The organism is Roseivirga sp. E12, from assembly GCF_017592825.1.
Classification (GTDB): Bacteria; Bacteroidota; Bacteroidia; order Cytophagales; family Cyclobacteriaceae; genus Roseivirga.
Genome location: NZ_JAGFMD010000001.1, coordinates 1,421,440 through 1,440,394, shown reverse-complemented (window position 1 = coordinate 1,440,394; position 18,955 = coordinate 1,421,440). Strand labels below are relative to the sequence as shown.

The following is an 18,955-nucleotide window of genomic DNA, read 5'->3' as shown; positions in this document are numbered from 1 at the left end:
TAATTATTATGAGTCCAGAAGCATTGAATCTTGTGAGGATTTCTCAGCTCTCAATACTGATACCATTGGTGTTAGTATTGATGAGCTATAAACGATTTCAACCTAAGAAGATTTTGTTGGGCTTAGTGATAGTCTTTACTTTTGGAGCCGAGGTCATTGCTTTTTTGATTGTTGAGTTCGTTCAGGAGCCTAATAATTTACCGGTCTACCATGTCCTTGTTATTCTGTTGTTTTTCTTGTTTAATAGACTTTACAAGCATATTCTCAAAGACACTATAAAAGGGGAGGTATTTGATGTCTTGATGGTCTTATTCACTGTGTTTGCAATTCTTAACAGCCTTTGGTTACAACCGCTTAATACATTCAACTCAAATACAATTGTTACGGCAAGTATAATTTATGTCTTTTTGTCTCTGATACACTTTAGACAATTCCTTCAATTGTCAATACTAAAACCATTGTCTGGAGATTGGACATTTTGGTTGAGCGCGGGCTTGCTTCTTTATCACTCTGGTTCATTGATGCTCTTCTTTTTTGTAAACTATGTAGAGTCAGTGCCAAAGGAAGTTGTTACTGCCTCTTGGTTACTTAATGCTTTGTTTAATGTATTTCTAAACGGTTTTTATACCATCGCATTATGGAAGAAGTCAATAGCATAACAGTCTTTGACTGGGTTTTGATTGGAATGAGTATGATGTTTATTCTTGCCTTAGCCGTGATTGTGTTTTTCTTAACCTACCAGAAACGTCTACTAAAACAGCAAAAAGAACATCAGCAAAAAGAGGCGGATTATCAGCAGCAACTGTTACGAGCTAACTTGCAAAGTCAGGAAAAGGAGCGAAACCGAATTGGCAAGGACCTGCACGATGAAGTGGGGGCCTTGCTTTCTACTTCCAAGTTGTATTTCCGACACTTGGAACAAGAGGTTGATCCGAAGAAGTTTTTTGAACTGAAGGAGAAGGCGTTGACCATTTTAGACCAAACTATGACCAGCGTGAGAAGAGTGTCACACGACTTAAAACCGGTAGTACTGGAACGGTTAGGTTTAGTAGAAGCCATCTCGAATATCGCTGATCAGTTGAATGAAAGCCAAGCCATTCAGGTCGAGTTCTCCAGTAAATGGCAAGGGACTTTGGACAAGGAATTTGAATTGAATTGGTTCCGTATTGTTCAGGAGTTAATGAATAATGCGCTCAGGCATTCTGAGGCCACCCAAGTACGTCTAGCGTTAAATGGGGATGAAGCTCGGATTACCATGAGCTATCAGGATAATGGCGTTGGATTGTCAAATCCGACTTTAATGATGGACAAGGGGCTCGGAATGCAAAACATTACCAGCCGGTTGGGCTTAATGCGGGGAGAACTTTCCGTAGAAGAAAACAAAGAACAAGGACTATCTCTTAAGCTGTATTCGGCCACAAGAGAAATTGAAAAAGGAGATTAAAATGATACAAGTAGCAATTTGTGATGATCATCAACTATTTCGAGAAGGCATTCGGTTTCTACTGGATCAGATGACTGACGTAGACCTCCTATACGAGGCAGCTAATGGTGAGGAGCTGATGAAAAAACTAGAAGAGGAACAGCCAAATGTACTGTTGCTCGACCTGGAAATGCCCGATTTAGATGGAGTAGAAACACTGAAAAGAATCAGGCCATTGTATCCTGATCTCGGAGTGATTATCCTCACCACCTATAGCGATACCAAAATGGTGGCTTATCTGATGGAACTTGGAGCTAATAGTTACCTTTTGAAGGATTGTGATGCAGAAACCCTACAAAGAGGTATTCAATCAGTCTATCATGAAGGATACTATTTTACTCGTGAGGTTTCTAAGGCCATGTTGGGGGGATTAAAAGGTAACGCCCGAAAAAAGCCAGAATTAAAGAACAATGTTAAGATTTCCGAACGAGAGCTGGAGGTGTTGGAACTCATTTGTCAGGAATATACCACCAGAGAGATTGCAGAAAAGCTGTTTATAAGTCATAGAACTGCTGAAGGTCATCGAAAAAATCTTATCGAAAAACTCGGTGTCAAAAATACGGCCGGCCTTATCGTTAAGGCGATCAAAGAGGGAGTTATTGAAATTTGATTTACTTAAAAGCATTGAATTCAACCAAGTGAAGCCCAGGGTTGGCACTGTTGTAGAGCATGTTGATGCGTAAATATCTGGCTTTGGTCTTAGCTATTTGATGTTCATAACCTTTTAGAAAAGGCTTGCTCGTTTTTAGGGTTTGAATAAACCCGGGCATTTTAATTATGTGTATAAACTATCAAGAGTATTGTTGAGCCACTGTCCTCATCAGAATCAGAGTAAGGTCTTATTTGAGCAATACCCACCTTAGCATTTTCTGAACTCATGAATTTTCTAAACTCAAACACATCAGACATTCCTCTCCAGAGAAAGTTATAGGAGAAATCGCCTATTGGTTCTCCAAACAACTGAAGACTCTCAATATCTGGTCTAGTCGGAGTTCTATAGTCTTCATCATTATAAAAGAAGATCTCATGGCGATAGTCGAAATCTTCTGTATTGGAAATTTGGCCAGGTCCAAGTTGCTCTGGCAATGAGTAAGCTGAAACCAATTCTCTTCCATCAACAATGTGTGTCAATGTTTGAAAAAGTGAATCACCTCTTTGAGATGTTTGAACATAAAATGGAATGCTATCCTGAACTGCTTCTGTATTCAATTCAAAGAGCGCGCTTTGTTTTTTAGTTAAATATCCGTTTTCCAATTCAAAACGTCCTATAAAAACACTGGTAGAGTTCGGTTCATATGGATCAACGTAAGTAGTACAACTAGCTATAGATAGTATAAAGAAGGCCACTATGGGCAAAAACTTTCTCATGATCCGAAATTAGGGTTAAGAAGATTTTTTTCCTAGATACATCAAGTTTAATCTTCTTTTTTCAATGTCGACAGGCAATTTCCAATTGCTGTGATGTCTCCGGTTAAAATCGACTTAAAGAGGTATATCCTAAAAAGCTTTTGAGCATAAATGAATCACGGGAGAGCTATAGTCGGGCTTTCACCTGTAGTTAGCAATTCTATCTTTAATCAGAAAACTACAAGTATCTATAAGAGGTTGTATGCGGTCTATTGCCAGAAATACGTCATGGCTCAAATGTTCAGCAAACTCCATGCGTTGAAGAACGTTTTTCTCTTGCCAACCATCTTGGTCATAAGATTCAACCTGTTCTGAGAATACATCCTCTTCTCGCCTTAACCTCATTAGAGACATAGCTAAATCCAAGTCCAAATCATTCATTTTGCCAGTTGACACTGCTAATTCGAAGACGTATTGTTGAAACTCGGGGTATTCCTTTCCAAACCAAAAGTTTAAGAATTTAGTCGAACCCTTTTTTCTGTATTCACGAGGTATATTGATCCTTACACTATCTCTTAGCTTGCCATAGAAGTCAGCCATAAGATCTACTCTTGCTTGAGTATACTCTACTTCGGCCTCTAATTTTTGCAGTAATTGAAATGTCTGTTTTTTATTTTTTTGATGTTCGCTCCAGTCATTGGCTTTCAGTGCCAACAAGACACCGGCTACAAGCATTATGAACTGGAAAAAGCCAGAACGAATTGATTGTTTGAAGTTCTTCTGCATAAGAGATGAAATTTAAGACATAGCTTAAAGTTAGCACGTATTGCTCTTTCGGTCGAAGTGATATCGTTTAATTCTTTTTCTGCGGGTTAATTACTTTCCAATTATTCCATATCACTACGATACTTTGTCTCATTATAAAGGTATTGAGGGAGGTTAATTGATATTTAATACATTGTAAGTTGATCAGAAATAAAACGGGTCATTCACTCTTCAATGTTTTTGCTGGGTTCGTTAAAGCTGCTTTTTTGGTCTTATGACCAATGGTGATAAGAATGATCATCATCAGGCCGATTACTGGAAGCGCAAAGAACAGTATATTGACATTTACTCTGACCAAGAAAGAATCCAGCCAATTGTTGATCAGAAAGTATGCTACAGGAACTGCGACTAGGGTGGAAATTGATACCAGCCAAATGTATTCCGTTGTCAAGACACGAATGATTTCTAGAACATTTGCTCCAAGTACCTTTCGAATACTGACCTCTTTCATTTTTTGATTAATCAAGAAAGAAGACAAGCCAAAAATCCCTAGACAAGAGATGAAAATCGCTACTATGGCAAAGAATTGAAGGGCTTGGTTGAATCGCTGATCGGCCTCATAAAGGGTATTGAAGTTTTGGTCAATAAAAGAAGCTTGAAAGGGGGAGCCTGGAAAAAAGGCTTCATAGCTACTCTCAAGAAATTGCATGGTCTCCGCAATGTTTTTGGTTTCAACCCTGAGGTTAATAAAGTTGCCACCTCCGTTGATCAACTCTATCGCTAGTGGCTCGATTGCAAAGTTGACTCCCATTTGATTGAAGTTCTCAACGACACCAACGATAAGCGGAGTGACATCATTGGCAAAATCTAGTCTTTTTCCGATGGCATCTTCAGGGCTTTCGAAATTAAAGCGTTCAACCGCCTCACGGTTCAAAAGAATGACATTTTGATCTCCAATCAAAGACTCATCAAAGTCGCGACCACTAATGATCTCAAGATCATGAAATGATACATAATCGTGGTCAGCAAAACTGCGATAGAGCATTACCGTTTCACCTGAAGGCCGGTCAAGTCGGTTAGTGGTCTGGAAGAAGTTGTTACGAATGCCAGGTAATATAGAAGATAGGGTAGTAGCTTTTACACCTGAATTCCTTTCTACTTCTCCCTGAAAAGCCTGAGTTTTTTGGGCATAGGTCGAATCCCTTAAATAACCAGGAGGCCCTTGTATTGCAAGAGTCTGCGATATATTCATGCCCATATCAGCATCCATCATAAACTGGATTTGAGATCGAATGGCCATAACACCGGAAAGCATGACCAAGACAATTGCAAACTGAAGAAGTATTAAAGATTTCCTTAGTGAGCTGCCTTGTGACGAACTTGCAAAATTTCCTCTCAGTACTTTTATAGGCTCAAATCTAGTAAGTACTAATGCTGGGTAGAGACCAGTCACTATAGAACCTAGTAAGAAGGTGGCTAAATAGGTGGACCAGAAAGGGATAAAGCTTCCAAAATAATCAAACGCTTCTGAACCAATGAGTTGATGAAACTTGGGTATTACTAATAATACAATGCCAATGGCTAATAGTAATGCCAGTAGGTTAATCAAAATCGCTTCGAGCAAGAATTGCTGGATAAGCTGCTTTTTGTATGCCCCTAAAGACTTTCGAATGCCAATCTCCTTGGCGCGCTTTACGGCTTTGGCCGAAGCGAGGTTAACAAAGTTAGTCCAGGCTATCAAAACGATTAACACCCCAATGATTTTGAACAGTGTTATGATCTTTTGGTCTCCAGCAGGTTTCAGCTGACTATCATAATCTTTGATAAAATGTATATCTCTAATGGAGTGTGCTTGTATTGAATGTTCTCTGCCTTGATTTTTATTGAAAGGTGCTCGGTATGTCTTTATCCATTCTACTAATTTGGATGACAAATCTGACTTGATGGTACCGGGTAGCACTTTGATATAAGTGTGATAGCCAGTTAGTCGCCACTTTAGTTCGTTTTCATCCATTTGAGGAAAGAAAACTGCCATTTGTTCATTGACCTGTTTAGCACAAAGCAGCGCTTGAGGATTTGGTAAATGTGTGTTTTCAGGTAAGTCCTCATAGATCCCTTTGACTTGTAGCTGCAGTTCCCATGGAAAATCGGTGGCATTGAAAGTGATGACTTTGTTCAATACATTTTCACTGCCGAAAATGCGTATGGCCTCTGTTTGTGAAAGGAAGATACTGCCAGGCTGATCTAAGTCAGCTGCCGACCCTTGTAGCAATTTGAAATCGAAAATATCGAAGAACGAACCGGTAGCGAAAAAAATATTTTCAGTGTTATAACCTTGTGTTTCATGAGAGAGAACCCCTGGGAGAGGGTAGAGATGGGTAGCGCTCATTACCTCAGGCATGTCATCCACAATACTCGATTGAATGGCCATATAATGACTTGATGCTTTGGAGTCAATTTCCCCAGATGTCATGTCGGTGGATATTCTTGAAAGTCGATAGATATCACCCTTACTTTGATCGTGCATCAAGTCATAGCTTGATTCAAAATTTACATACTGGAAGATCAAGATGCTGGCAACAATGCCAGTAGCAAGACCAAAAATGCTGATAAAAGAATGTTCCTTATCCCTCCAAATGTTTCGAATTGAGATTTTTAAATAGTTTTTGATCATGTCAATTGGACTAAGTGTTGGTAGTAATTTGAATCTTCGAACTACGGAGGGTCTCAACATTTTGAAAACCTCCTTTCTGTAGATTGACCTAGCTTTTTTTAAGCCTAGCAATTGATAGTTTTCTGCGAAGGTTTCTTCTAAATCTCCTGCGAGTTCATTGTAGAGTTCTTCTTTACAGAGAACAGAAAAGAGCCAATTGCAAAACTTCGGTATATGGTCTTCAGGTAACACTAATTTTTACCCAATTAAGGTCAAGAATGGATTTGTGAAATTCTTTACGCACAGCTTCAGCTTCTTTGAGGGCAGCTTTGCCTAGGTTGGTAACGGAATATAGCTTCTTACTTTTTCCACCACGTACCTTGGTTGCTTCTCCCAATTTAGAAGCTAAAAAGCCCTTGTCCTCTAATCGAGATAAGGTGCTGTGCAAGCCTCCACGACTTATACTTCTGCGAGATTTCTCGGCAATTTCTTTCTGGATTTTCACCCCATATGCCTCGTTTTCCAAGGCAAGGATGGACAAGAGTACAATTTCTTGAAACTCTCCAAGGTAGGATCCTTTCATCGATATTTATTTTGCATTCATTTACGAACTAAATATAATGTATTCATTTACGAACATTATAAGGAAAAGTTAATTTTCTTAGAAAATTGGGTGTTATGGACTGGGAAGAGCTCTGATCTGGCTCTTCTACTTCAGTACGAGTGGTGGTCAGGTTATAGTCCCGAGTATTCCATAGAATTTGCTAACCTAAGCTCGATTATTGCTTAATAAGTGATGTGCTAATCTTCCTTTTTGACAGTCGGATAAGAAATTCCCAACTGCTTTAAGTAGCTACCATACTTGGTTTCATCATAATAGAACTTCTCTAATTGAGGTCTAAACTGATCCATGATTCCTTTATTGAGGTAGATAGGGGGCATGTCACTTGCAGAAATCATCGGCTTGTACTTGGTCTCCTTACTTTGGACGTTGTTGAAATAGTCTTTGGCCTGATCCACAAGATCTGGCTTCAAGAAAAAGTCAAGAATCGTCATTGCTTCCGCCTGAGCTCCTTTTGTAGCCCCTTTGTGTGCAATTGGTGTGGCCATGGCAATGGCATTGCTCCAGTGGTGGCCTTGAAGTCCAGGGATGTTTGAAGGAAATCGCATAGTCACCGTAGGAATTTTCCAGCTGACATCTCCAATGTCGTCAGAACCACCACTTCTTGGTGTGGTTATTGGCAAGCCAAGAGAAGAAAGTTTAGTGTTAAGTCCTCTTGGATTCGATGAACCAACCTCTGTTTGCACAGCTTTCGCTAACTCCTGATCAGCTTCAGACCATTCTGGAAGGCCCACTTGTTTGATGTTTTCGTACATGGTTTCCGCAATAACTTTATTGAAGTGGCGCGGCCATGCCGTACCCAAAATTCTAGAAGTCATTTCTGTATCTGTCATCAAGGCAGCACCTTTGGCAATATTGTTAGCGTCAGCATACATATCCATGATGCCTTCATAGGTTACATCTCTGAAGTAATACCAGATGGATGCCTTAGACGGTACTACATTGGGCTGATCACCACCATCAGTAATAATTGAGTGCGACCTTTTTAGAGGGTGTAAATGCTCACGTTTATAATTCCATCCTACGTTCATTAACTCAACCGCATCTAGAGCACTTCTACCTCTCCAGGGCGCTCCAGCACCATGTGCCGCTTCTCCATCAAAAGTATACTCGACAGAAATAAGGCCGGTGCCTGATGCTTGTCCATAGGAAACAGAAAGGTTACTGCTCACGTGGGTGAAAATGCACATGTCAATGTCATCGAACATGCCGTCTCTGGCATACCACGCCTTGGCCGCTACCAACTCTTCTGCAATACCTGGCCATAGAATTAGAGTACCACCAATGTTCTCTCTTTCCATGATCTCCTTTACCGCCAAAGCAGCAGTGATATTCAATGGAATACCCGAGTTATGTCCTTCACCATGACCTGGAGCACCCTCAACCATTGGTTTGTGGTAGGCTACACCTGGGTATTGGGAAGCTTTTGGAATACAGTCCACATCGCTACCGAGAGCAATAGTAGGCCCTTCTCCATTGCTCCACTTGGCAAACCATGCGGTTGGGATGCCAGAGACCGACTCTGTTATCTCAAAGCCGTTTTCAGTAAGAATATTGGTGAGATATTTAGAGGATTCAAACTCCTGAAACCCAAGTTCTGCAAAACTGAAAACCTTGTCGATCATCACCTGAGTCTGCTTGGCATTTGCGGCTACAATCTCTGATGCTTCGCTTTTTAATCTTTCAATCTGCTTTTTAGAATATTTTTTTTGTGCTAATGCTGAACTGCTGATAAGTGCAAGGCAGCAGAGGGTAAGGAGGGTTTGCTTGAATCGATCCATCATTTTCTTTAAGGTTGATTCAACCAAAATAAGAAAATTATGCATGAACTGGGCTTGGGAATACACCAGTGGAAAATTAAGCCACCGAAGTTTTATAGATTGGCTTCGGTGGCTCTTCGTTTAGTCAATATCCAAATCCATGTGCTTCGGGTATTCAACACTATAACTGAATTGAATGACCCTTTTTTCGCCCGGATTTAGTTGAATGTTCCAGGCCAATAAACCTGTCTCTTTGTCTACTTTGGCCTCAGCCAAATCTTCCGGAATTACCCTAAAATTCCTGTTGGGAACTACCGGGATCTGGTCATAAACATTGATGTTAATGTTTGTTGCCTTTGTATTAACTATTGTGATCTCAAACTTGCGTTCGTCTCGTTTTTTATTGCTAAAGAATTTCTGTTTTTCGAATTCCTTTAGCCTCTTACGACTGACCACAATGCCTTCATCTTTGCCAAGGGAGATGTCTAGGGTATCCTTGCCTATGTTGGTGTCAATGATGGATTTACCAACAAAACTTTCTTCAAAATAGAGGTTAGATTCACCATCAAGAAGCTTCAGTTTCTCCCATTCAGGAATCTCTGCAACCAGATAGGCGTTCTCTTTGGCCTTAGGGCTAGTCGAGTAGATGTAGTTTGCTTCTACGTCCAGTGTTTGGATATCAACTACCTCCGGCTGGCCTGTACTTGGTATGTCATAAGGATGCTCAATCTCATAGACAAATGTGGTCTGATAGTTTATGTGGTTTATTGGCAACGGTTTGTTCTCACGTTTTGGTGCTCGAAGTTGACTTGCTCCTCGAATTTGAATTGTTTCGTTTTCAGAATCACGTGCGCTCCGTACTCTGACTCCGGCAACCTTACCTCGAAGAGCTGTGCCTGCATTCCCTGAATAAACGTAGTCATCATTCATGTTGATTCTTGCGACACTAAAAGTCAATTTCTTTTCTGGTGTGGCAGCTGCTACACCGGTTACTACTACCTCACCCAATGATGTGGCATCAGGCACAAGAGCTACATCTATGACTGACTGATTCTTGATAGGTATCTCCTGAGTAACATATCCTAGAAATCTAAATACTAAGGAATTATGACCGTTTGGAACTTGCATACTGTAATAGCCATCAGAGTCAGTAGGAGTGCCAGTTGTCGACCCTTTTACAAAAACACTAACCTGAGGTAGGGGAAGCCCATCGTCACTACCAACAACTCTTCCCGAAATTTGCCCTTGGGCTGAGTATCGATACCTTACTTGATTGCTCCTTCCTAAATAGAAGGGGCTAAGCTCGGGAGCCGTACCACTGACTTCCAGATTACCTGAACTAAGGGTCAACTTGATATCTTTCCAATCGATACCAGTATTTTGGAACACTCGAGCTTTATAAGTCAATGACAGCGGGTTATTGACAGTGGTGGCTCTTATGTCATAAGCCGGAAACCAACCTGCTTCTGATACAGCATAACTGATTTTTACTTCACGCTTCATGGCTTTATCAGCGTTGATGACCAAGAAAATATTAGAAGTAGGCTCATCTTCTTCCACATTGTAAGAACTAACCTGTTTGTCTATTTCATTGACCTGCTTCTGAAGGTTTCGAACCTCAAGTTTCAAATCGAAGCTCTTGTTTGTGTTGACTTCAAACTTGTTTGAAAAGTATTCCAATGCCTTTTGATATTCTTCTCCATTGGTACCTTCGTTGCCGATCACTTTCATATTCTTTGAGAGTAATTCTGCTTCTTTTTGAAGAATGAATATTTTCATATCTAGCACTTCAATCTTATCCATTAGAGATTGTTTTTGCTCAAGAAGCTTCTCTACTTTCTCAGGAGTGTTGGTTTCGATAAAGTCCTTTTCATGCCTGACCGAAAGGATGGTAATATCTTCCCCGCTGACTTGAATTGTTTTTGGGTCAAGGTTGGCTGAGAGCTTTGATAGTTTGAACTCGTTTTTGCCCTTTTTGAGATCAAGTGTTGCAGATCGCTTTAGTTCTGCTCCTTGGGTGTAAACTTTGGCTGAGATTAATTTGGATTCAAGATCTGACTGTCCATGAACGATATAGGCGGCCATGAACATCACGATTAGTAATGCTGAAGTTCTCATAAGTCGATAGTTTAAGGGTTAATATTTTGCATCATCGTACATATGATGCAAGACCAAACCATATTCCATAATAGGGTTTAGAAATTGAATCAGGCGGCCGCCTTACCAATCAAACAATATAAAAACCATTTAACCCTTATTATAACCAAAATAAATTTCACTTCACTGCTGAATCTAAGTTGATAATTTGCTAGCTACTCGTGTCTCAGAGCTTTTATAGGGTTTTGTAGCGCGGCACTTGCTGATTGAGCACTTACAGTTAGGAAGGTGATGAGAAACACTAGAGTTCCCATCAAAGGAAATACAAGAATGTTTATAGATGTACGGTAGGCAAATGTCTCCAACCAGGCATTCAAAGTATAGAAACATAAGGCCCCACCAATAAGCGTGGCTAGCCCAACGAGTAAGATAAATTCCTTGTTAAGCAAAAACATGATCTGGCCAGTAGAAGCCCCTAGCACTTTCCGAATGCCTACTTCCTTGATTCTTAATTGAGCCATGTAAGCCGCCAGGCCTACTAAACCCATAACCGCCAAAAGAATTGCCAAGGTGCTTAAGATCAAGCTTAGCTTGCCGGCTCGTTCCTCTTGTGCATAAGCGGCCTGCATGTCTTCTTCCATAAATTCATATTCAATGGGTACATTCGGGAGTACCCCATACCAAGCTTTTTCTATGGCTTCCAATGAGGCTCGGATGTCCTGCCCATTGATTTTGATTAGGATGTTTTCAGAAGGAGTTGCGGATCCATTTCTAACGAAAATGAACTGGGGGACGACTTCATTATGCAATGAAAGCGTGTGATAATCTTTGAAAACTCCTGCTACCAATCGATCTCTTTGATTGTTGCGCCCTGGGTTAAAAGTGATTTTTTTACCAATTGGATTATCCCATCCGATCGTTTCAACAAACTTTTCATTTACCAGAAGGGATACTCTGGGGAGTTCTGCAGTGCCCTTTTCAAAAATATCTCCTGAAACCCCATCAACCTCCATTACTTCAAAATAATCTAGGTCAGTGCCAAATGATAAGGCATCATTTTTTATTTCATGTCCTTCCGCCTGATAGGGCTGTCCATAATTCTCCGTACCTGGCGGCATGCCGTTGGTGAACCCCAGAATATTTGGGTTTGATAATGCCTGATTTTTAATTGCGCTATACTGATCGCCCGATCTGATGTTGTAGGCGTTTGATACTTTGATAATGCCCTCTTTGGCAATTCCTAAGTCTTTATTCTGGATAAATCGAAGTTGCTGATTAATGAAATATGCACCAGCACCAAGGAACAGTAGCAGTGTAAACTGAAGGGTGAGCAATATTTTTCTAAGTGACATGCGATGACTACCAACGAAGTTTTTGTTTCTAAAAAGCTTCAGAGGTGAGAAATGTGTCATGGTTAGCACCGGGTAAACACCAGATATAAGACCAACGCCCAGTGTAATGGCTAACAAGGTTGATATGTATGGGATGGAAGTTAGAAATTCATTGGTCAACTCGACTTCTACAAAATTTCTAAATGTAGGAAGCAGTAACTCGACCATTAGTATGACCAGAGGTAAGGTGAGAAAGGCTAACAAAACCGATTCTGACATGAACTGAAGGTTGAGATTTCTCTTAGAGCTACCCAGCACTTTTCTGATGGCAACTTCTTTGGTTCTCCCGGCATAAATTGCAGTAGACAGGTTGATGTAATTGGTACAGGAAATGATCAATATGAATAGAGCCACGCCTGAGAATAAAAGTAGATATCCTCTGTCTCCAGGTGGTTTTAATTCAAAAGTGAGTGGTTTGGCCAAGTGAATTTCTCGAATGGGTTGGAGTGCTATTTGTTTGATAGGGAACTGATTGTCTGGGATGTCTAACGAGACAATTTTATCCTCAAGAGCCTCGATGTCTGCTCCCTCTTGTAGTTGCATAATGGTGAAAACCCCATAAAAATCAACCTCCGCAGCTACCAGAAAATTGAATGTCAAGTGGCTGTTGTCGGGGATGTCTTCTAGTACTCCACTGACCTTAAGAGTGAGTGAGTCCCATTTGATAATCTTGCCCAAATGCGGTGAATCTCCTAGCAAGGCATTGGCCGAACTCTCAGTCATCACTACAGAGTTAGGTTCTTCTAACATCTGGTCGGGATCGCCCTCTAGTGATTTGAAACTCAAAATATCAAACAGGTCTGAGCCAGGATTTGTCACGAGGGTGCGGGTAGGAAATCGCTGATCACCATAAATTGCAAATTGTTGGGGTGTTCGTCTGAATTTTGCGATTTTTTTGACCTCTGGAAAGGGTTGGTCCATAAGCCTTTCAGCATAAATATTCTGTATTGAAGGAAACCAAGCCCTGTTATTTATTTCACCTGTGACTCGATAGGTGTTTTTGGGATCTTGATGAAAGTCATCATAACTGAGCTCATATTTAACATACAATATGGCTAATGCACAACAAGTTAGACCCATAGCAAGACCGACATAGTTGATGGAATAGTAGGCAGATTGTTTGCGAATATTTCTGAAGGTAGTTTTCAAGTAGCTAAAAATCATTGCTGTCACTTTTGGTTTTCGATACTGATTTCGTCTTTGGAGCATACTCAGACTGATAAACTGAAGTCCGTTAAAAATGAATAGCCAATTGGCTATTAACTTGCTGTTTCTACCTCTGTTGATGTCATACTGCTCAATGAGATCGCCAGTGATACCTTCCTGTAATTCTTCAGGACATATACTATGAAGTAATTTAAGAACCCATTTATGAGGTGTTTTCATTGTGGATCAATTGAGTTTAAGTTCAGGTACTTGATTCCATAGACTGATGCGTCCTCTTTGGGTGGCTTTGAGCATTTCCATACCTGCGCTGGTAAGTCTGAAAATTCGTTTTCTTCTACCACCTCTTTGGGTAGTAGACCCACCCATATGCGATTCTACTAACTTCTTGTCTTCTAGTCGATAAAGTGTCATATGGACCGCGCTAAGCCTGACGGATCGATCCAGTTTTGATTTTATTTCTTCAACAATGTTGATGCCGTATGACTCATCCTTTAGGTAAGCACATGTGAGCATAACTAATTCTTCAAATTCACCGAGGTAATTACCTTTCATAAAGTGGTTGTTGAAAAGCCAATTTTAATTTCTATATACTTTGTTAAACATACGGATTAGTTACTATTTTGTTGTACAAATAAAATTTCAAATTTGACAGACTTGATTTTTCCTTAGAGTTTGGACTTGAGTTTATCGAGGCTTTCACCAAATGTTAGTAGGAAATGCATGCAGTCATCATTGAAGTGAGTAAATGGCTTATCAGACTGTTGTTCTCTATTAGTAATGATTTGTTGATGAAACTGATAGTTGTCATAAGTTCGAAAACCCAATGCGATGACAAAAGGAATAGCGATCATTCCCAAAAAGACCCATTTATGTTTCTTACTCATTTTTTAAAGCCATTGAAGGGTTGAACAAAGCCGACTTGAAGGACTGGAAACATGTAATTAGAAAAACGATAGAATAGACAATTATGGCCGCCAAAACGAAGGTGCCTGGAGCCACTTCAATAGAATAGGCGTAATCGCGCAGCCAAGTATCAATAAGCCAGTAGCTAAGCCCACTACCTATAATTGCGGCCAACAGTATTATTAGAAAAAGTTGTCGATTGAGAAGAGTTACTATTTGGAGGAGCGAGGCTCCAAGAACTTTTCTAATGGCTATTTCTTTAGACTTCAAACCAATTACATAAAACATAAAGCCAACCAATCCCAGTAACGAAAGAAGCACTGCGAGAATCGAGAAAATAATGCTGATCTGTCCGGTGCGTTTTTCTTGGATATAAAGTCGTTTAACCGCATCATCCATAAAGTCGAATTGCATGGGTATTTCGGGGTTTAAAACAGTCCATTCGGTTTCCATTATCTCTACGACTGATTTGAGGTCATAGTTATTTGCTTTGACAAGGATATTGGTGTTTACGAATTGTGGTTGAGGCGTTAACGAAATGATTTGAGGAGTGATTCTTTCCTTGAGACTGAAAAAGTGGAAGTCTTTAAAAACAGAAGAGACCTTTCGGTTAAGTTCGTTTTCGCTTCCGGGCCTAAGTATGATTTTCTTGCCAATAGGGTCATCCTGCCATCCGAACTTGTTAATAAAATTCTGATTGACAAGTGAGATTACCTGGCCAGCTTCAGAGGCAAGTAGTACATCTTTAAAGTCACCTTGTAAGATTTCCATCCCCATTACATCGAAGTAGTCAATGTCGACTCCATAGGAGAGAAGGTTTTCAAAAACCTCATCTTGTCCTTCTGGTTTGTAGGCCATGGGTGACATCCCATCACCCATCATCGGGCCAAATGAAACACCACCGATTTGCGGATATGTAAGGAGTTTAGTCTTATAGATCTGGTAGACGTCCATACCTCCGATGTCAAAGGCATTTGTGATTTTGATTATTCTATCTGCCTTAAAACCCATGTCTTTGGAATCCAAATAGCGGATTTGACGATTCATTAACCAGGCGGAAATACCCAGTGTAAAGAGCAAGATGAATTGTGAGAATACGAGCACGTTACGCAGTTTGATTCCACCGCTGGTGTGTGCCGAATTTTTACTCTTTAATAAATCTGTGGTCTTGATTTTGGCTAATGTAATGGTTGGATTAATGACTGTGATGCCGCTTAGAACGCCTAGAAACGCTAAGCCTAAAAACCAATAGAGTGGATCAACCAGCAAGTTGTTCTCAATGGTCAACCCCATAAAGTCGTTGAAGATGGGCAAAGTAAACTTTATACCAATAAGTGTTAGTGGAATGGTCAGCAACGAAATACTTAAAGATTCTAGAAATAAGTTTTTCGTTAGTTGTGCGCGCCCTTCGCCAAGAACTTTCCTCATACCGAATTCCAAACGTTTCCCAGAATAGACAGCAAGAGAGAGGTTAATGTAATTGGTAATCGCTATTAAGAGAATGAGTAGTCCAATGACTATGAACAGTGTAAGCTGAAGCTTGTCTCCTTTGCCGCCCGCACCAAATCCCGCTTGCGAATCATAATAGATATTTTGAATTGGCATTAGCTTCACCTCCGATAGCTTATGAAACTCGTCAGTTGCTACACCTTCCATATCCAATATTTTAGTCTCTAATTGTCCAGGCTCTGCTTTGTCAGTAAGTTTTAAGTAGGTATTGGTATGGAAGTGAGTATTGCTAAAAGAAGCTGGGTTAGTGTAAAGAATGTCGAATTCCAAGTGAGTGTTACTTGGCAGGTCTTCTATAACCGCAGCTATCGTCAAATAGAGAGAATCATATTTTAGAGCTTTTCCGACTGCTAAGTTTTGACCAAAATACTTCCGCGCAGTGGATTTAGTAATGATCGCAGCGTATGGTGCGGTCAATGGATCTTTCCTAGATTGCTCCAGCAGTTCGAAGTCGAATAACTCAAGAAAGTCGGATCCAGGAGCTACAAGTTTGATGTTTTTTTCTACGAACCTGCGTCCTTCAAAAGAAATGTATGATTCACCCTGATTGTTAACCTGAACAATGTTTTTGATTTCAGGATAGTTACCAGACTTTAGGGCTCTACCGTGTTCGAACCCTAAATTGGAAGACCAATTGGGCGAGTTGGTTCTACCTTCAAAACGATAGATATTCTTAGCATCTGAGTAATGACCATCATAGCTCAGTTCATGATCAGCATATAAGATAATCAAGCTTGCTGCAATGAGACCCAGCGATAGACCAATCACGTTAAGGCTATTAAGAAGCTTGTTCTTTAGAAAATTTCTGATCAGTAGGTTGATAAATATTTTGACCATTGGGCTGTGTTTGTTCAAACATACGGTGGGTCAGGCCAAGGGTCGATTAATGGGGAGTTAAGCTTGTTTATCGAAAAATTAAAATGGTTAATAAGTAGTTAATTTTCTGAGATTTTAATCTCACTCTGATTACTTCCATCCTTATTCATAGTGTAAAGCCGGAAACCATTGCCATCACGATCAGAGGAGAAGAGTACTCTTTCTCCCATAGGAAACCATGAAGCAAAACGGTTGTTCCCTTTTCCTTGGGTAAGGTTTGTGACGTCACTGCCATTCCATTTCATCGAAAAGATATCCCAGTTACCCGTTCTATTTGAACTGAAAAGGATACGATCGCCTTTGGGGGACCAACTGGGAGAGTCTTCTCGAGCAGCATGATGGAACTCTTGGACTATCTTTTTCTTGTCTATATCTAGTAGCCCCAAGTCCCAGTTGTTGCCTTCATTTTTAACAATAATAATGGCCAGGTTTCCCTGAGGGTTCAAAGAGATACCATTATGATGCTCAACTTTTTCAACAATCAATTCGTCTTCATTACTCCTGATGTTTACCCTTCTCAGTTGATCTGCTTTTCCCCTATTTGATGTATAATATATGACATCATCTCTCCACACAGAGGCGAAGTTCAATGATGAATCTGCAACTAATTCGATGGTCCCTGACTCATTTAGGTCATGTTTGAATACGTGAAAAAACCTACCATTATTAATCTCTGAATAATTAATTGCCTGAGAATTTGGAGACCAATTGGGACCAGAGTAACCTCCTTTTCGGGTTATTTGCTTCAGGTTAGTTCCGTCCAAGTTGACCGTAAAAATATGTGATGGTCTGACGCGGTTCGACTCAAATGCAATGGACTTGCCATCAGGAGATACTACTGCGAATCGATCGTTATAATTTTGGGCAGTGACTCTGAAACTAATTAGTAGCAGAAAGAAGATCAGTAGCTGTGACTTCATTTTCAAGTAGTTTCCTTTGTTTTGTCACTTCCAGTTTACGCAAAGGGTTCTATTAAGGATAATTTAAAATGGTTAAGCAAAAGTTAAATTCTAACATTAAACTGCAAAAGCACGTATTTTCGATCTAACAACAGTATGAATTTATCAAAGCGATCGATCGGGTTAGTCATGGGGTTAGCTACCATAGCATTGGTAGGCCTTTCTGTTATTCAGGTTAGGAATCTCAATTCATCCATAGAGACCAATAGACAAATCTTCTTGCAAAAAGTAGATCTGTGCTCAGTCGGCATTGGAGAACAGTTTTCAAAGAATAAGACCTACGGAGAACTTTTGCATCAATCTGCACTGAGGGTCAAAGAAAAGGGGGCGTTCAATGACCCCATCATTGACGGCAAAATGAGAGCATTAATTGATGATGTTTTTAAGGATTATTCCCTTGACCTTCCTTATGAGTATGCAATCTATGAGCATTCAGAAACGAGAAGGAAAGAAGGTATTTACAACTTTGTTTTAGGCGATCAGGGTACAAGTTTGGATTTTGAATTGACAGATTGTACCAATCCCGATGAGAGAGGTCACTCTTGGACGGTGCTTACCTGTTCTAATGGTACGGATATGGATGGCGACTATCATTTAGCCGTGTTTTTCCCAAGTCAAAACGCCTATGTTTTTGCGCAGTCAAGCGGTGCTTTGATCCTTTCGATTGTCTTCATATTGCTCTTATTGTTCTGTTTTGCCTATACACTGATTGTCATCCAAAGGCAGAAAAAGCTATCTGTCATCAAGAATGATTTCATCAATAACCTTACCCATGAGTTCAAAACGCCAATTGCCTCAATTGCATTGGCCACTAGCATGCTCAAACGTGATTCGGTAGATGAAAATGAAGTCAAGAAGGCCAATTATTTGGATCTCATTGAACATGAAGGCAAAAGGCTCGAAGGGCAAGTAGATAAGGTCTTGCAAATTGCCATGATAGACTCAGGGAACTTCTCTCTGAATAAGAAACTGCTCAATGTTCACGAAGCGATAAAGAGAGTAGTGGAAAGCATGAGCCTTGTGGTAAGCAAGCGTCAAGGTCAAATTGAACTAGACCTTAAAGCCAGTCAAGCGGAGGTGATGGCAGATGAAACACATTTGGTCAATGTTATATACAACTTGGTTGACAATGCATTGAAGTACACCGTTGATGTACCGATAATTTCAATCACAACCAGAGACAGTGAAGATGGCATTGAGATCTCAATTAAAGACAACGGTATTGGTATAGGCGAGGAGATTCAAAAGTATATTTTTGATAAATTCTATCGTGCTGAAAAAGGCAATGTTCACAACGTCAAGGGGTTTGGTTTAGGGCTTAGCTACGTAAAGAATATTATAGAAGCACATAGCGGAAAGATTGGGTTGAGCAGTGAAATCAATAGAGGTAGCGAATTTAGAATGTATTTTCCTTTCACATAGT

15 protein-coding genes are annotated in these 18,955 nt (G+C 40.2%); 4 read left to right on the top strand and 11 right to left on the bottom strand.

Translation table 11 applies throughout. The features are described from left to right. Nucleotides 1–8 precede the first annotated feature (8 nt). From J4E76_RS06390 to J4E76_RS06380, 3 genes are read left to right on the top strand one after another with little or no spacing between them, the layout of a single operon-like run. Nucleotides 9–659 (top strand): hypothetical protein, encoded by a 651-nt coding sequence (locus tag J4E76_RS06390; RefSeq protein ID WP_208502237.1) that lies wholly within the window; start codon nucleotides 9–11, stop codon nucleotides 657–659. Beyond that, nucleotides 638–1,444 (top strand): sensor histidine kinase, encoded by an 807-nt coding sequence (locus J4E76_RS06385; RefSeq protein WP_208502236.1) that lies wholly within the window; start codon nucleotides 638–640, stop codon nucleotides 1,442–1,444. The genes J4E76_RS06390 and J4E76_RS06385 overlap by 22 nt, the downstream gene beginning before the upstream one ends. Before the next feature lies 1 nt (nucleotide 1,445). Next, nucleotides 1,446–2,093 (top strand): response regulator transcription factor, encoded by a 648-nt coding sequence (locus tag J4E76_RS06380; protein WP_208502235.1) that lies wholly within the window; start codon nucleotides 1,446–1,448, stop codon nucleotides 2,091–2,093. A 161-nt stretch (nucleotides 2,094–2,254) separates the two neighbouring features. Here J4E76_RS06380 and J4E76_RS06375 read toward each other — a convergent pair whose 3' ends face one another. The 11 genes from J4E76_RS06375 to J4E76_RS06325 all read right to left on the bottom strand — a co-directional run bounded on the left by J4E76_RS06375 (nucleotide 2,255) and on the right by J4E76_RS06325 (nucleotide 17,493). Then, nucleotides 2,255–2,851 carry a hypothetical protein gene (locus J4E76_RS06375; RefSeq protein WP_208502234.1) on the bottom strand — a complete coding sequence of 199 codons (597 nt, stop codon included), beginning with the start codon at nucleotides 2,849–2,851 and terminating at the stop codon, nucleotides 2,255–2,257. A 180-nt stretch (nucleotides 2,852–3,031) separates the two neighbouring features. Next, nucleotides 3,032–3,616 (bottom strand): hypothetical protein, encoded by a 585-nt coding sequence (locus J4E76_RS06370; protein WP_208502233.1) that lies wholly within the window; start codon nucleotides 3,614–3,616, stop codon nucleotides 3,032–3,034. A gap of 199 nt (nucleotides 3,617–3,815) precedes the next feature. Then, on the bottom strand, nucleotides 3,816–6,500 hold the full coding sequence (locus J4E76_RS21130) for an FtsX-like permease family protein (RefSeq protein WP_208502232.1): 2,685 nt from the start codon (nucleotides 6,498–6,500) through the stop codon (nucleotides 3,816–3,818). Continuing rightward, nucleotides 6,490–6,831, bottom strand: coding sequence for a PadR family transcriptional regulator (locus tag J4E76_RS06360; RefSeq protein ID WP_208502231.1), 342 nt, complete (start codon nucleotides 6,829–6,831; stop codon nucleotides 6,490–6,492). Before J4E76_RS06360 ends, J4E76_RS21130 begins: the two co-directional genes overlap by 11 nt. A 218-nt stretch (nucleotides 6,832–7,049) precedes the next feature. Beyond that, nucleotides 7,050–8,696 carry an amidohydrolase gene (locus J4E76_RS06355; protein WP_236017286.1) on the bottom strand — a complete coding sequence of 549 codons (1,647 nt, stop codon included), beginning with the start codon at nucleotides 8,694–8,696 and terminating at the stop codon, nucleotides 7,050–7,052. 75 nt (nucleotides 8,697–8,771) lie between these two features. Further along, nucleotides 8,772–10,748, bottom strand: coding sequence for a DUF4139 domain-containing protein (locus tag J4E76_RS06350; RefSeq protein ID WP_208502229.1), 1,977 nt, complete (start codon nucleotides 10,746–10,748; stop codon nucleotides 8,772–8,774). Nucleotides 10,749–10,942: 194 nt separating this feature from the next. Continuing rightward, nucleotides 10,943–13,504 carry an ABC transporter permease gene (locus J4E76_RS06345; protein WP_208502227.1) on the bottom strand — a complete coding sequence of 854 codons (2,562 nt, stop codon included), beginning with the start codon at nucleotides 13,502–13,504 and terminating at the stop codon, nucleotides 10,943–10,945. Nucleotides 13,505–13,510: 6 nt separating this feature from the next. Beyond that, a complete protein-coding gene (locus J4E76_RS06340) occupies nucleotides 13,511–13,837 on the bottom strand; it encodes a PadR family transcriptional regulator (RefSeq protein WP_208502226.1) in 327 nt (108 codons plus the stop codon). 113 nt (nucleotides 13,838–13,950) lie between these two features. Next, complete coding sequence (locus tag J4E76_RS06335) at nucleotides 13,951–14,169, bottom strand: hypothetical protein (RefSeq protein ID WP_208502225.1); 219 nt, start codon at nucleotides 14,167–14,169, stop codon at nucleotides 13,951–13,953. Then, complete coding sequence (locus J4E76_RS06330) at nucleotides 14,162–16,534, bottom strand: ABC transporter permease (protein WP_208502224.1); 2,373 nt, start codon at nucleotides 16,532–16,534, stop codon at nucleotides 14,162–14,164. Before J4E76_RS06330 ends, J4E76_RS06335 begins: the two co-directional genes overlap by 8 nt. Nucleotides 16,535–16,632: 98 nt before the next feature. After that, nucleotides 16,633–17,493 carry a TolB family protein gene (locus tag J4E76_RS06325; protein ID WP_208502223.1) on the bottom strand — a complete coding sequence of 287 codons (861 nt, stop codon included), beginning with the start codon at nucleotides 17,491–17,493 and terminating at the stop codon, nucleotides 16,633–16,635. A 135-nt stretch (nucleotides 17,494–17,628) separates the two neighbouring features. Here J4E76_RS06325 and J4E76_RS06320 point away from each other — a divergent pair, with 135 nt between their 5' ends. After that, nucleotides 17,629–18,954, top strand: coding sequence for a sensor histidine kinase KdpD (locus J4E76_RS06320; protein WP_208502222.1), 1,326 nt, complete (start codon nucleotides 17,629–17,631; stop codon nucleotides 18,952–18,954). Nucleotide 18,955 lies beyond the last annotated feature (1 nt).